General features: G+C 72.2%; 14 protein-coding genes. 1 reads left to right on the forward strand and 13 read right to left on the reverse strand.

Features of this window, described 5'->3' with window-relative positions; translation table 11 throughout:
* Positions 1–67: 67 nt before the first annotated feature.
* Genes hypD through CW362_RS45640 form a run of 5 tightly spaced genes read right to left on the reverse strand, consistent with a single transcriptional unit; the run spans position 68 to position 5,201 of the window.
* Positions 68–1,186 (reverse strand): hydrogenase formation protein HypD, encoded by a 1,119-nt coding sequence (gene hypD / locus CW362_RS18750; RefSeq protein ID WP_103550654.1) that lies wholly within the window; start codon positions 1,184–1,186, stop codon positions 68–70.
* A complete protein-coding gene (locus tag CW362_RS18755) occupies positions 1,183–1,521 on the reverse strand; it encodes a HypC/HybG/HupF family hydrogenase formation chaperone (protein ID WP_103550655.1) in 339 nt (112 codons plus the stop codon). The genes hypD and CW362_RS18755 overlap by 4 nt, the downstream gene beginning before the upstream one ends.
* A 35-nt stretch (positions 1,522–1,556) precedes the next feature.
* Entirely contained in the window at positions 1,557–3,926 is a 2,370-nt protein-coding gene (gene hypF / locus CW362_RS18760; protein WP_103550656.1) for a carbamoyltransferase HypF, read from the reverse strand.
* The gene (gene hypB / locus CW362_RS18765) at positions 3,923–4,708 is read right to left on the reverse strand and encodes a hydrogenase nickel incorporation protein HypB (RefSeq protein ID WP_103550657.1); all 786 of its coding nucleotides are present in this window, start codon (positions 4,706–4,708) and stop codon (positions 3,923–3,925) included. The genes hypF and hypB overlap by 4 nt, the downstream gene beginning before the upstream one ends.
* A complete protein-coding gene (locus CW362_RS45640) occupies positions 4,692–5,201 on the reverse strand; it encodes a hydrogenase maturation nickel metallochaperone HypA/HybF (protein ID WP_103550658.1) in 510 nt (169 codons plus the stop codon). Before CW362_RS45640 ends, hypB begins: the two co-directional genes overlap by 17 nt.
* Before the next feature lie 85 nt (positions 5,202–5,286).
* Here CW362_RS45640 and CW362_RS18775 point away from each other — a divergent pair, with 85 nt between their 5' ends.
* Complete coding sequence (locus CW362_RS18775; RefSeq protein ID WP_162684119.1) at positions 5,287–5,742, forward strand: helix-turn-helix transcriptional regulator; 456 nt, start codon at positions 5,287–5,289, stop codon at positions 5,740–5,742.
* Here the strand turns inward: CW362_RS18775 and CW362_RS45645 are convergent.
* From CW362_RS45645 to CW362_RS18810, 8 genes are all read right to left on the reverse strand, one after another.
* Positions 5,718–5,834, reverse strand: a complete 117-nt coding sequence (locus CW362_RS45645) for a DUF6893 family small protein (protein WP_392180883.1) — start codon at positions 5,832–5,834, stop codon at positions 5,718–5,720. The two genes, CW362_RS18775 and CW362_RS45645, sit on opposite strands and share 25 nt — an antisense overlap.
* Positions 5,835–5,839: 5 nt before the next feature.
* Positions 5,840–6,400 carry a hydrogenase maturation protease gene (locus tag CW362_RS18780; protein WP_103550660.1) on the reverse strand — a complete coding sequence of 187 codons (561 nt, stop codon included), beginning with the start codon at positions 6,398–6,400 and terminating at the stop codon, positions 5,840–5,842.
* A complete protein-coding gene (locus CW362_RS18785) occupies positions 6,397–7,833 on the reverse strand; it encodes a hypothetical protein (RefSeq protein ID WP_103550661.1) in 1,437 nt (478 codons plus the stop codon). Before CW362_RS18785 ends, CW362_RS18780 begins: the two co-directional genes overlap by 4 nt.
* Before the next feature lies 1 nt (position 7,834).
* The gene (locus CW362_RS18790) at positions 7,835–8,488 is read right to left on the reverse strand and encodes a DUF6084 family protein (RefSeq protein ID WP_103550662.1); all 654 of its coding nucleotides are present in this window, start codon (positions 8,486–8,488) and stop codon (positions 7,835–7,837) included.
* On the reverse strand, positions 8,485–9,240 hold the full coding sequence (locus CW362_RS18795; RefSeq protein WP_338069066.1) for a DUF5947 family protein: 756 nt from the start codon (positions 9,238–9,240) through the stop codon (positions 8,485–8,487). The genes CW362_RS18790 and CW362_RS18795 overlap by 4 nt, the downstream gene beginning before the upstream one ends.
* Positions 9,237–10,148, reverse strand: a complete 912-nt coding sequence (locus CW362_RS18800) for a NifU family protein (protein ID WP_103550663.1) — start codon at positions 10,146–10,148, stop codon at positions 9,237–9,239. The genes CW362_RS18795 and CW362_RS18800 overlap by 4 nt, the downstream gene beginning before the upstream one ends.
* Positions 10,149–10,248: 100 nt before the next feature.
* On the reverse strand, positions 10,249–12,030 hold the full coding sequence (locus tag CW362_RS18805; protein WP_103550664.1) for a nickel-dependent hydrogenase large subunit: 1,782 nt from the start codon (positions 12,028–12,030) through the stop codon (positions 10,249–10,251).
* Positions 12,031–12,080: 50 nt separating this feature from the next.
* A complete protein-coding gene (locus CW362_RS18810; protein ID WP_103550665.1) occupies positions 12,081–13,163 on the reverse strand; it encodes an NADH-quinone oxidoreductase subunit B family protein in 1,083 nt (360 codons plus the stop codon).
* Positions 13,164–13,536: the final 373 nt, after the last annotated feature.

Genomic DNA, 13,536 nt, shown 5'->3' on the forward strand with positions numbered 1-13,536 from the left:
CCTGTCGTGGTCGCGCAGCGGCGCCGGACAGGTCCAGGAGGAGAAGTCGACGGGGGCGTATGCCGAGTCAGCCAACGGAACTCGCCTCCTTGTCCGGGGACTCCAGCCGCCGGTAGAGGTAGTACGCGGCGCACGCGCCCTCGCTGGAGACCATGGTCGCGCCCAGCGGGTTTCGCGGGGTGCACTGTTTGCCGAACGCGGCGCACTCGTGCGGCTTGATGAGCCCCTGGAGCACCTCGCCGCTGCGGCAGACGGTCGACTCCTCGGTCTCGATGCCCGTCACCGAGAAGCGGTGCTCGGCGTCGAACTCGCGGTACTTCGGCGACAGCCGCCAGCCGCTCAGCGGGATCGTGCCGATCCCGCGCCAGGCCCGGTCGGTCACCTCGAAGACGTCCGCGAGCATGGCGCGCGCCGCTGGGCTCCCCTCGGCCTGCACCGCGCGCGGATAGGCGTTCTCCAGGGTGTGCTGCCCCGCCTCCAGCTGATGCACCGCGCGGCGGATGCCCTCCAGGATGTCGAGCGGCTCGAAGCCCGTCACGATGATCGGCACCCGGTGGCGCTCGGCGAGTTCGGGGTACTCGGCCGTGCCCATCACCGTGCACACGTGCCCGGCGGCGAGGAAGGCCTGCACCCGGCAGTCCGGCGAGTTCATGATCGCGTCGATGGCCGGGGGCACCCGCACGTGCGAGACCAGCAGACTGAAGTTGGGGATGCCCAGCTTCTTGGCCTGGTACACGGTCATCGCGTTGGGCGGCGCCGTGGTCTCGAAGCCGATGCCGAAGAACACGACCTGACGGTCCGGGTTCTCCTGCGCGATCTTCAGCGCGTCCAGCGGCGAGTACACGACGCGGACGTCGGCGCCCTCGCTCTTGACCTTGAACAGGTCGCGTCCGCTGCCGGGCACGCGCAGCATGTCGCCGAACGAACAGAAGATCACGTCGGGCCGCGAGGCGATCTCCAGCGCCTTGTCGATGATCTCCAGCGGGGTCACGCAGACCGGACAGCCCGGCCCGTGGATCAACTGGATCTCCTCGGGCAGGAGCTGGTCGATGCCGTGGCGGATGATCGAGTGCGTCTGGCCGCCGCAGACCTCCATGAGCGACCAGGGCCGGGTGGTGGCCGCCCTGATGTCGTCGAAGAGCCGCTTGGCGAGGACCGGATCGCTGAACTCGTCCAGGTACTTCATGACCGCGCCTCCTTCTCGGCGCCCTCCAGGGGCGGAAGTCCGGTTCCTGCGGGGCGTTCGGCACCGGCGTCCCGGGCGGCCCTGCCCCAGGCGTCGCCGAACTCCTCCTCCAGCACCCCGAGGTTCTCGAAGAGTTCCAGGGTCTGCTTGGCCGACTCCTCGTCCAGCCGCTGCAACGCGAATCCCACGTGGACGATGGCGTAGTCGCCGACCTTCATGTCCGGCACGTACTCCAGACACACGTCCTTGACGACACCGCCGAAGTCCACCTTGGCCATCCGCGTGGCGTCACGTTCCTCGATCTCCAGCACTCGGCCGGGTACGGCCAGACACATGACTCGCTCCTGCCTCGCTCGTGCGCTTCGCCGCGCTAGGGGGTGGCCCCCGACCGGGCGGCGACGATCAGTTGGCCGAGGGCCAGACCGCCGTCGTTGGGGGGAACCCTGTGGTGCCTCAGTACGGTGAAGCCGTCGCGTTCCAGGACGGCGCCGCAGCCCTCGGTCAGCAGGGCGTTGCAGAACACCCCGCCGCTGAGGGCCACCGTGCCGAGCCCGGTCCGCTCCCGCGCCACCGTGCACACCTCCAGGACCAGGCCGACAACGGCCCGATGGAACCGGCGGGCCACCGGACCGGCCGGGACACCGGCCCTGACGTCCGCCACGGCGGCGGCCAGGACCGGCGCCGGATCGGCGATCAGCGGCGCCCAGGGGTCCTGACAGACCGATCTCAGCATGAACCGGTACGCGTCGTTCCGCTCGTCGTCGGCGAGCGGCCCCGCCAGATCGTCCAGCGCCGCGCTCTCCAGTTCCATCGCCGCCTGAGCCTCGTACTCCACCCGGTGGCACACGCCCGCGAGCGAGGACACCGCGTCGAAGAGGCGGCCCATGCTGGACGTGGGAACGCAGTTCAGCCCCCGTTCCAGCTGCCGTTCGAGCAGCCGCCGCTCCTCGGGCGTGGCCGCCGCCGCGCACGGCAGCCCGTCGTGCCAGGGCAGTCCCGCGGCCCGCAGGTGCGACAGCGCCATCCGGTAGGGGTTGCGCACGGCCGCGTCGCCGCCCGGCAGCGGGACATAGGCCAGATGGGCGAACCGCCGGTATCCGTCGTAGTCGGCGAGCAGCACCTCACCGCCCCACACGGCACCGTCGTCGCCGTAGCCGGTGCCGTCGAAGGCGACCCCGATCACCGGCTCCGAGCCGTCGAGACCGTGCTCGGCCATCGCCGAGGCGACATGGGCGTGGTGGTGCTGCACCTGGCGCAGCGTCAGTCCGCGGGCCCCGGCGGCGCGCCGGGCCCACTGGGTGGAGCGGTAGCCGGGGTGCCGGTCGGCGACGAGCAGGCGCGGCTCGACCGCGGTGAGCTCCGTCAGATGGCCGGTGGCCCGCTCGAAGGCGTTCAGGGTGGCCAGGTCGTCCATGTCCCCGACGTGCGCGGACAGCCACGCGTAGCGGCCGTCCCCGGCGCAGAAGGTGTTCTTGAGGTCCCCGCCCACGGCCAGGGCCGGGACCACCGGCACCGGCAGCGCGACGGGGAAGGGGGCGTAACCGCGCGAGCGGCGCACCGGGAGCTCGGCGCCCGCGCACACCCGGACCACCGAGTCGTCGCAGGGCACGTGGATGGGCCGGTCGTGGGCGAGCCAGGCGTCGGCGAGCCCCGCCAGCCGGGTCAGCGCCTCGGCGTCGTCGGTGACGATGGGTTCGCCCGAACGGTTCCCGCTGGTCATGACCAGGACGGAGGGGCCCGGCGGATCACCGGGCAGACCGAGCAGCAGCCGGTGCACCGGCGTGTACGGGAGCATGAAGCCGAGGTCGGGGCTGCCCGGGGCGACGCCCGCCGCGATCTCGTCGCCCGCCCGCGCCCGCCGCCGCAGCAGGACCACCGGTTTGCGCGGCCCGAGGAGCAACTCCCGCTCCTCGGGCCCGACATGGGCCAGCCGTCGGACGGTCTCCAGCGAGCCGGCGAGCACCGCGAAGGGCTTGCCGCCGCGGTTCTTGCGTTTGCGCAGGGTGCGTACGGCCGCGGGATCCCCCGCGTCGCACGCCAGGTGGTAGCCGCCGATGCCCTTGACCGCGACCACGGCTCCTGCGGCCAGCAGCCGGCGGGCCTCGGCGAGCGCCTCCCCGTCCCGCGGCCCGCCCGGGTCGTCCGGCCCGGTGCGCAGCGTGAGCCGGGGACCGCAGGCGGGGCAGGCGATGGGCTGGGCGTGGAAGCGCCGGTCGGCCGGGTCCGCGTACTCCCGGGCGCAGTCCGCGCACATCGGGAAGCCCGCCATGGTGGTGCGGTCCCGGTCGTACGGCAGCGAGGTCACGACGGTGAACCGCGGACCGCAGTGCGTGCACGTGATGAACGGGTGCCGGTGGCGCCGGTCCGCGGGGTCCGCGAGCTCGCCGAGACAGGCGTCGCAGGTCGCGGTGTCCGGGGAGACCAGCGTGCGGCCCGGCCCGCCGGAGGAGGGGCGGATGGTGAACCCCGAACCGTCGTTCTCCAGCGGTACGGCCCGGTGCTCGACCGACTCGACGACCGCGAGCGGCGGCGGACGCGTCCCGATCCGCGTGCAGAACTCCGCCACGGTGGCGGCCGGGCCCTCCACCTCGGCCTCGACGCCCCGCGCGTCGTTGGTGACCCAGCCGGTCAGCCCGAGTTCCTGCGCGAGGGCGTACACGAAGGGCCGGAACCCCACTCCCTGGACCACGCCCGTGACGGTGACGTGCCGGCGCTCGCGCCCCGGGGCCGTCCGGTTCACCGCGCCGGTCCCCGTACGCCGGGGCGCACGTGTTCGTGTTCGTGGGTGTGTCCGTCCGCCGGCGGACGGTCGTGGCTGTGCAGGTACCGCTCGTGCTGCCGGGCCAGCACCGGTACGTGCGCCTCCTCCCCGGCCGCGCAGCGCAGGACGTGCGCCATCAGGGCGTCGACCCCCCGGCCGGTGCGGGCCGAGGTCTCCAGGACCGGCACCCCGGGGTTGACCTGCCGGACACCCCGCAGGAACGCCTCCCGATCGAAGCCGACGGCGTCCGCGATGTCGGTCTTGGTGATCACGACCAGCTGGGCGAGCCCGAAGGCGGTCGGGTACTTGACCGGCTTGTCCTCGCCCTCGGTCACCGACGCCAGCGCGACGCGCAGGGTCTCCCCGAGGTCGTAGGAGGCGGGGCAGACGAGATTGCCGACGTTCTCGACGAACAGCAGCCGGGTGCCCTCGGGCAGCCAGCCCTCCAGCCGCCGCCGGAGCATGCCCGCCTCCAGATGGCACAGCCCGTCGGTGAGGATCTGCCGCACCGGCGCGCCGGACCGGGCCAGCCGGGTCGCGTCGTTCTCGGTCGCCAGGTCGGCGGTGACGGCGGCGGCGGGGGTGCCGCCCGCCACGGCGCGTGCGAGCAGCTGTTCGAGCAGGGCCGTCTTGCCGCTGCCCGGGCTGGACAGCAGGTTCACCGCCGTCGTGCCGCGGTCACCCAGATAGCCCCGCAGGGCCAGCGCGTTCTCGTCGTTCTTGGCGAGTACGGCTTGATGCAGGTCAACGGTGCGGCACATGGCTCGTCTCCTCGTCGCGTACCGGCGGTCCGGCCGGCGCGGGCCGCGATCCGTCGTCCGCGCCCTCGCCGTCCAGGGGTCCGCCGCCCTTCCGGTCCGGGGTTCCGCCGTCCGTCACGTCCAGGGGGCCGTCGGCCTCCCCGGCCGCGGGCCCGTCGGCCAGCGTCACCCGGACGATCTCCAGCTCCCGGCCGCCGAGCAGGGCCAGCGGCGCCCCGCACCCGGCGCACCACAGCACCGGGGGCATCCCGGTCGGCGCCTCGCGGCCGCAGCCCTCGCAGCGGCCCCGTGCTTCGACAGTCTCGATCAGCAGGCGTGCCCCCGCCAGCGCGGTGCCCTCCGCCGCGAGCCCGAACGAGAAGTCCAGCGCCTCGGGCACCACCCCCGCCAGCTCGCCGATCCGCAGGGTCAGCGACGCGACCGCGCGGCCCTGCTCCCGCGCGGCCTCCTCGACCTGCTCGACCACCGCCACGGCGATCGACAGCTCATGCACGGCCCTCACCTCCCGAGGCCGGGCCACCGGACGGCGCCGTGCCCGGATGTGAGGCCCGCGCATGCCTGGTTACCCTGAGAACACGATGACCGGGCAAGAGGTCGAGCGACGCGCTCTGCTCACCCCGGTGCTGCTCCTGTTGCTGGCCGAACGCCAAGGTCATGGCTATGAACTGGTGCAGCGCCTGGGCGCTTTCGGCTGCGGCGACGCGGACCAGGCGCACGTGTACCGGCTGCTGCGGGGCATGGAGAGCAGCGGTGAGGTCACCTCGCACTGGCACGCCTCGGAGAGCGGCCCCGCGCGCCGGGTCTACGCGATCACTCAGCAGGGCGCCATGAACCTCGCCCTGTGGTTCGTGCGCCTGGGTGAACTCCACGGCACCCTGCATCTCTTCCTGGAGCGTTACGTGCAGCTCGAGGACGTCGGTGGCCGCGCGGGGCGCGACGGCGGGAGCCCGCGCGTCGGCACGCGTCCACCGGACCACGCGCGTCCGTCCGATCATTCACGTCCGCCGGATCACATGCGCCGCATGCGCAAGTAGCGGCGGATGTCCGACAGATTTCTCGCGACCCCGTAGGCCACCACGAGGCCCGCGGCCAGGCCGACCCATTGCCATTCCATCCTTGCCTCCATCGTGATCAGTTCCTCCGGGCTACGGAGCCGGCCCGGCGGACCAGGCCGAGCACCAGGTCCCCGGCGGCGTCCACGGCACCGGCCACCGGGGGAGTCAGCCCCATGCCCTCGTTGGTGTCGTGGGGTTCGCAGCCGATGACGTACACCTCCTCGGGGAGGGTGCCGCCCGCGCCCGCGTGCAGGTCGTGCAGCAGGGCCAGCACGGTGGCGGGGTCCATGGCGTGCGTGTCCAGCGGGCCGGGTCCGGGCCGGGCCGCGGGGGGTCCGGGGCCGACGTCGATCGTGTAGAGCGTGCCCGGCGGACCCTCGCGGCTGACGATGTCCACCAGCACGAGCGTCCGGTAGCCCTCCAGCAGCCGGTAGGCGAGGTGCACCCCGCGGATGCCGGCGTCCATCAGCTCGACGCCCGGCGGCAGTTCGTGCGCGCGGGCGGCGAGCCGCCGTACGGTCTCCACCCCGAACCCGTCGTCCTGGAGGAACACGTTGCCGACCCCGGCGACGAGGACCCGGTCCGTCCCGCGTCCTTCGGCCGGACCGGCCGGGCCGGTGCGATCGGGTCCGGTCATGGCGCCTCCTCCCGCTCCCTCAGCGGAGCCACCTCGTCGGGCCTGAAGTACAGGAAGCGGCCCTGGGCCCGGCGCACGTCGGTGCCGGGGTCGTCGTCCACGACGACGGCGAGGTGCGTCTCGCCGTCGAGGTCGCCGACCACGGCCTCGACCGTGGCGCGCCGGCCGTGGAGGAAGGCGTCCTGGGCGTCGGAGCGCCGGGCGCCGGGGGTGAGCCTGACCCTGCTCCCGGCCCCCACCCTCTCGCCGTCGATGACGACGACCGTCGGCACCTCGGCGGCCCCGGCGTCCTGCGCCGGGTCCCACCAGGGGTGTCCGGGGCCCTGAGGCAGACTCAGGCCGGTGCCGGGAGCGGGGGGAGGCGTCTCGCCCGCGGTGTCCTCGCCGGTGATCTCGCGCAGCCCCCGGATCGCCCCGTGCAGACGTTCGCGGACCGCCTCCGGCATGTCGTCGACCAGGTCGACGACCCCGGCGGCGCGGGCGTCCGTGCCGCGTGCCTCCCGCTTCTCCCGGTCGGTGAGCGCGGCCGTGCGCAGCGAGAGGATCTCGTCGATCTCGGTCGCGTCGTAGAGGGGCCCGGGGCTCTCCTCCGCGACGGCGGGATGGTCCTCCAGGATGATCGGCGAGGACAGCACGACGTCGTCCGTGCCGGGCGGGCCCGCGAGCACGGGCCAGGTGCGGTCGTTCCGGCAGCTCGCCGCGGCCGGACGGGCCCACTCGGGCGGGTCCGTCAGGGACAGGAACCGTCCCCCCGGAACGCCGAACAGCAGATGGGTGCCGATCAGGCTGTGGGCGAGGGCGGTCTCGCGGTCGGCGTCGGCGTGTTCCGGGACGACGGTGGTGTTGTGCACGCTCACCGTGAGCCGCAGCACCCGGTAGGGGCCCGGCAACTCCTCGACACTCGGGCGCAGCTCGCCGGTCAGTCGCTGTCTGTGCCGCACGAGACGACCGAGCGTGCGGCCCTCGGCGTCGGTCACCGGCTCGTACTCGACGGCGTCCGGCAGGTCGAACCGTACGGCGTGGACGGCTGCCTGATCACCCGTCAGACCGTCGAGCGACTCGTGGATCAGGACGCGTTCCTCGTGTCCCTCGTCCCAGGGCACCAGCACCCGGTCGGGAAGGTCGAGTTCGGGTACCTCCGTGTAGCCGCCGTCGGCGTCGAGCCGTTCGACCGTGCGCCGCCGCACGTGCAGGAAGCGCAGTTCGGCGTGGAGCCGGTCGCCCTTGCGGGGTTCGAGGAGGCACTCGGTGCGCTGGACGGAGTGTTCTCCGGTCGTGGCGGTCCAGGCGGGCGGCACCAGGACACCGAACTGCCAGCGCAGCTGGTTCTTCGCGGCCGAGGCGCGATAGGGGTAGAGGACGTATCCCTCGAACAGCACGGCGTCCGCCACCGCGCGGGCCTGCTCGAAGCGGTCCTCCAGGGGATTGCTCATCTCAGTCGGCCCCCTTGGCGTCGGCCTTCGCGTCGGCGGTGGCGAGGAGTTCGTCGAAGACCCGCTCCCAGGAGGGCAGGGCGCGGGCGGACCGGTAGCGGCGCAGCGCGTCCAGCACGTCCAGCCGCACGCGCAGCCAGCCCGAGTTGGGGAAGTACTGCTCGATCATGTTCCGCCACACGTCCACCGGCATCCGGTACGACGTCTCCTTGTGCCAGGGCACCGGCTCGGCCCGGAAGCCGTCGCGGCCGGTGAACACCGTGCCGGAGAAGAGCAGGAGCAGCGGGACCTCACCGCGGGACAGCGCCCGGAAGTACGAGGCGGACGCGACCTCGGTGTCGTAGGTGCAGGGCACCGGGAGATCGATCTCGGTCGAACCGGTGAACCCCGGGACCGTGACGGAGGTGTGGGCGAACTGCAGTGGCTTGAGCGTGCTGTTCCAGCGGCTCGGCTCACCGAACAGGTCGCCCAGCATGCCGACCTCCTCCGGTTCGTAGGACCGTCCGGCGGGTTCGATGCGGATCTGGCAGCGCAGCGCGACGGCGTGCACCGGCTGGTGGTCCGCCTCCTCGACGCGCAGCTTGAACAACAGCGTGGGCCCGGCTCCGTACGGCTCGGGGCGCACACCGGTGCAGGTGAACCGGAGATCGGTCACGGGGCGCCTCCGGTGGGTGGGGCCGGGCCCCCGGGCTCCGCCGGGGGAGGGGACTTCGCCGGGGCGGCGGAGGGCTCGGGGCGCGTGGACGCGACGGTGGAACCCGCCTCGGTCTCCGCTTCCGGATCCGGTGCGGCCTCCGGGTCCGGCGGCCGGGCGGCCGCCGTGATCCGTTCCAGGAACTCCTCGATGTCCGCGCGCGCCTCGCTGCCGCCGTCGAAGCCCTTCCAGTGCAGCCGCATCCGCCCGACCAGCTCGTAGCAGACGTCGACCGGGACGAGCGTGCACATCACGGAGCCGTCCCGCCCGCGGTGCAGCAGCAGCGCCTCCACGTCGGGTTCCAGCAGCTCCGCCAGCCGGCTGCGTCCGAGCACCGTGTCCCAGGTCCGCGGGTCGAGTTCGCTCTCGGTGGCGCCCGCCGGGCTCGGGTAGAAGGCCGCGAGCCGGCCGAGCTCGGAGTTGCGGAAGAAGAAGGCGAGCGTGACGGGGATCTGTAGCCGGTTCCAGCCGGCCTCGTCCAGGACGAACCCGGGATCGGAGAGGTACCGGTCGGGGACCGCCCGGAAACGGCCCTGTCCCGCGCCCGGCCGGGTGAAGAGCAGATGGCAGTGCGGGCAGGAGCACCTGAGGGACCGCCGGGAGGTGTCGACGAGATGCCGGTGCTCGGCGGGCAGCGGTTCTCCGCACAGGTCGCAGCGCTCGCCCTTCGGCGGTGGTCTCCGGGTGAACTGCCTGAGGACGTCGGAGGTCATGGCCCCGCCCCCAGCAGCTCACCGGGCAGCGCCACCCGCACCGACCCGTCCTCCTCCAGCAGCGGTACGGGTTCCAGGTGGCCCTCCTCGCCCCGGCCCGCCCTGCGCACGTCGAACGCAGCGCCGCAGCCCGCGCACCGCAGCAGCTCGCCGTCCAGGACCGCCGGAGCGAGGCCCGCCGCGCACAGCGGGCAGCGGTCGCGGTAGGCGTACAACTGCCCCGGCAGACGGACCAGCAGCAGGGCGCGGCCGCCGACCTCGGTGACCCCGGTGGCCCGCTCGCCCGTCGGCAGCGCGTGGCGGCCGAGTTCGTACCAGCGCGCCGCCGCGCCGGGTTCCCCGGCCGGCGCCGCCCCGCCCGGAGCGTCGTCCGGGCGGTGCGGCAGGATCTGGAGCAGGGCGGGCTGCGGGTTCCCGTCGGTCGTGCCCTCGACCTCGATGCGCGCGACCTCGGGGGCGATCCGGGCGACCGCCTCCTCGATGGTCCAGCGCACGGTCTGGGTGGAGGAGGGGCAGCCGTCGCAGCTGCCGCGCAGCCTGAGGCGCAGCGTCGGACCGTCGGCCGCCTCCAGGTCGAGCCCGGTCACCTCGACGTCGCCCGCGTGAGAGCCGAGGTAGGGGCGGACCTTGTCGAGGGCCCGGCCCACCCGGGTCGCGGTGTCCTCGGGGTGCAGATCGTGCAGGATCAGCAGATCGCTGACGAGCTCGTCGGCGGTGAGGACGGCGAGGGGATCCGCGCCGTCCGGGGCGGAGCGCAGCAGGCGTACGGTCCGGGCCAGGCCCTCGCCGTAGAACTCCATGAGGCAGCGCACCAGTTCGTCCGCGACGTCGCGCGCCTCCGGTCCCGCCCGCTGCGCCAGCTCGTCGAGCAGCGCGCCTATCCGCTCGCCCGTCTCCTGTCCGGCCATCGGCAAGCCTTTCTCCTGAGGCTCCTGAGGAAGGTCGCATCGCGAGGAGGTCGGATCGCGATGAGTGTCGGGTCGCGAGGGACGTCGGGTCCCGGGAGGGTCAGCCGGCCAGTCCGCTCAGCCCCGTCGGCATGTGCGTCTCCTCCACGGTCCGCCCGCCGCCGACGTACATGTGCACACCGCACGGCAGACACGGGTCGAAGCTGCGGACGGCCCGCATGATGTCGATGCCCTTGAAGTTCTCGGGCGGGTTCTCCTCGAAGATGGGGGTGTTCTGCACCGCGTCCTCGTAGGGGCCCGGTGTGCCGTAGGAGTCGCGCACACTGCCGTTCCACGGGGTCGGCGGGTACGGGTGGTAGTTGGCGATCTTGCCGTCCCGGATCACCATGTGGTGGGAGAGCACACCCCGGACCGCCTCGGTGAAGCCGCAGCCGATCGACTCGTCCGGCACGTCGAACTTCTCCCAGGTCTGGGTGCGTCCGGCGCGCACCTCCTCCATCGCCTGCTCGGCGAAGTACAGGGCGGCCGCGGCGGCGTACGCCTGGAAGTAGGTGCGGGCCCGGTTGCGTTCGAGGGCGTTGCTCCACTGCGGGATCTTCCACTCCAGCGCCATCTCCGGCTTGGTCATCGTGCGCGGCAGGTTGATCTGCACGCTGTGCCCGGTGGCCTTGACGTAACCGATGTCGACGAGTCCGGACAGCGCCGTGGACCACAGCCGGGCGATCGGGCCGCCGCCGGTGTCCAGCGCCAGGTGGTCGGTGCCGTCGAACCAGCGCGGGGACATGACCCAGCTGTACTTGTCGTCGAAGTCCCGCTTCTGCGGGGCCGGGATGGTGTGCTGGTTCCACGGGTGCCGCTCGTCGACGGGATTGCCCAGCGGGTCCCGCTCGACGAACTTCTCCATGCCCGACCAGTCCTCGTAGTACGAACTGCCCAGCAGGATGCGGATGCCGAGGTTGATGTCGACGAGGCTGTTGGTGACCAGCTTGCCGTCCACGATGACACCCGGGGTGACGAACATGCGCCGGCCCCAGTCCTCCATGCCGGCGTACTGGAAGTCGCAGTGCTCGGGGTCGTTCAGCGCGCCCCAGCAGCCCAGCAGCACCCGGCGCCGGCCCACGTCCTCGTACCCGGGCAGGGCCTCGTAGAAGAAGTCGAAGAGGTCGTCGTGGAGCGGGACGACCCGCTTCATGAACTCCACGTAGCGGGTGAGCCGGGTCAGGTAGTCGGTGAAGAGCTGCACGGTCGCGACCGTGCCGACGCCGCCCGGGTAGAGCGTGGAGGGGTGCACGTGGCGGCCCTCCATCAGGCAGAACATCTCCCGCGTGTAGCGGCTGACCTGGAGCGCCTCACGGTAGAACTCGCCCTCCAGCGGGTTGAGCGAGCGCATGATGTCCGCGATGGTGCGGTAGCCGTGGTCGGCCGCGTGCGGGGCCTCGGTGCGCTCGGCCTGTTCCAGCACACCGGGGTTGGTCTCGCGGACCATCTTCTCGCAGTAGTCCACGCCGACCAGGTTCTCCTGGAAGATGTTGTGGTCGAACATGTACTCCGCGGCCTCGCCGAGGTTGATGATCCACTCCCCGAGGTGCGGGGGTGTCACGCCGTACGCCATGTTCTGGGTGTAGACCGAGCAGGTGGCGTGGTTGTCGCCGCAGATGCCGCAGATCCGGCTGGTGATGAAGTGCGCGTCGCGCGGGTCCTTGCCGCGCATGAACACGCTGTAGCCGCGGAAGACGGACGAGGTGCTGTAGCACTCCGCCACCCGCTTCGCCTTGAAATCGATCTTGGTGTGGATGCCGAGGCTGCCCACGATGCGGGTGATCGGGTCCCACGACATCTCCGTGAGGCCCTCACCGGCCGGCCTGTTCGTCGCCGTCGCCATGGTGCCGCGCCGCCTTCCTGTCGAGTGTCCTGCTCAGCGGGTGGCCGTGGTCACCACGGCGCCTTGTAGCCGGTTGTGAGCTCCTCGCTCCTGCCGCGCCACTTCGGTTCCTTGTCGACGGTCTTCGCGGTGATGTTCCGCAGGCGCCGGATGACGGATCCGTAGATCCCGCTCGCCGTCGCGGACACGTGGCCGCCCGGCGGCTCGTCCATGAACGGCATGAACTTGTCGGGGAAGCCCGGCATGGTGCAGGCGATGCAGATGCCGCCGACGTTCGGGCAGCCGCCCACGCCGTTGATCCAGCCGCGCTTGGGCACGTTGCACTTGACCACCGGGCCCCAGCAGCCGATCTTGACCAGGCACTCGGGGGATCCGTACTCGGTGGCGAACTGTCCCTGTTCGTAGTACCCGGCACGATCGCAGCCCTCGTGCACCGTCGCGCCGAACAGCCAGGTCGGCCGCAGTTCCTCGTCCAGCGGGATCATGGGGGCCGCGCCCGCCGCCTGGTACAGGAGGTAGAGCAGGGTCTCGGAGGCGTTGTCCGGGTGCACGGGACAGCCCGGGATGCAGACGATCGGGATGCCCGCCTGGGACTTCCACTCCCAGCCCAGGTAGTCCGGCACACCCATCGCGCCGGTCGGGTTCCCGGCCATCGCGTGGATACCGCCGTACGTCGCACAGGTACCGATGGCGACGACGGCGAGCGCCTTGGGGGCGAGCCGGTCCAGCCACTCGCTGGTGGTGATCGGCTGGCCGGTCTCGGGGTCGTCGCCGAAGCCGCACCAGTAGCCCTCGGGCTTGACCCGCTCGTTCGGGACGGACCCCTCGACGACCAGCACGAAGGGCTCCAGCTCACCCCGGTCGGCCTTGAAGAACCATTCGATGAACGTGTCGGCGCCCTCCACGGGCCCGCACTCGAAGTCGATCAGGGGCCAGTGCACCGCCACCTTGGGCAGTCCCGGCAGGGCACCGAGCGCCAGTTCCTCGATGCTCGGCTGGGTCGCGGCGGTCAGCGAGACCGAATCCCCGTCGCAGCTCAGCCCCGCGTTGATCCAGAGAATGTGGACGGTCGGGTCCTCCTGCGCTTCGTCCTGCGCGGTGGGGTCCGCCGTCGTCGCGGTCGGGGCGTCCATCGAGCCCTCCTGAGAATCGGCGTATTCCAGTCGTAGCCGGCCAAACAGCCTCTTCCAGGGTTACCGCCCGGAGGTGTCGGCGGTAAGTGTGAACCGGCCCTATCGCCGCGCCGCACATTGCCCGTCCCGGCCGGCGGGTGAGGGGCGCCCCTTTACCTTCGAGGCGCCTGGAGGGGAAATGTCTGCCATGTCACACCGATGTGCGGCGGGAGGGCTTCCCGGTGGGCCGGAGAGGATGAAAGGCCTGGTCGGGTGCCGGGCAGGGGGAGCGCAAGGGTCTTTTGTCAGCACGTCGCGGGACCGATTTCCCATTGAGTCAAACGTGGACATTTGGGATGGTTGTTGATGCCAAGGACATTGCGTGAGCGAGGAC

Source organism: Streptomyces populi, assembly GCF_002911015.1.
In the GTDB taxonomy this organism is placed as follows: Bacteria; Actinomycetota; Actinomycetes; order Streptomycetales; family Streptomycetaceae; genus Streptomyces; species Streptomyces populi.

Coding starts and splice junctions, on each gene's coding strand:
- hypD (WP_103550654.1), bottom strand. CDS start 1,186: ATGAAGTACCTGGACGAGTTCAGCGATCCGGTCCTCGCCAAGCGGCTC.
- CW362_RS18755 (WP_103550655.1), bottom strand. CDS start 1,521: ATGTGTCTGGCCGTACCCGGCCGAGTGCTGGAGATCGAGGAACGTGAC.
- hypB (WP_103550657.1), bottom strand. CDS start 4,708: ATGTGCCGCACCGTTGACCTGCATCAAGCCGTACTCGCCAAGAACGAC.
- CW362_RS18775 (WP_162684119.1), top strand. CDS start 5,287: ATGACCGGGCAAGAGGTCGAGCGACGCGCTCTGCTCACCCCGGTGCTG.
- CW362_RS45645 (WP_392180883.1), bottom strand. CDS start 5,834: ATGGAGGCAAGGATGGAATGGCAATGGGTCGGCCTGGCCGCGGGCCTC.
- CW362_RS18780 (WP_103550660.1), bottom strand. CDS start 6,400: ATGACCGGACCCGATCGCACCGGCCCGGCCGGTCCGGCCGAAGGACGC.
- CW362_RS18785 (WP_103550661.1), bottom strand. CDS start 7,833: ATGAGCAATCCCCTGGAGGACCGCTTCGAGCAGGCCCGCGCGGTGGCG.
- CW362_RS18795 (WP_338069066.1), bottom strand. CDS start 9,240: ATGACCTCCGACGTCCTCAGGCAGTTCACCCGGAGACCACCGCCGAAG.
- CW362_RS18800 (WP_103550663.1), bottom strand. CDS start 10,148: ATGGCCGGACAGGAGACGGGCGAGCGGATAGGCGCGCTGCTCGACGAG.
- CW362_RS18805 (WP_103550664.1), bottom strand. CDS start 12,030: ATGGCGACGGCGACGAACAGGCCGGCCGGTGAGGGCCTCACGGAGATG.
- CW362_RS18810 (WP_103550665.1), bottom strand. CDS start 13,163: ATGGACGCCCCGACCGCGACGACGGCGGACCCCACCGCGCAGGACGAA.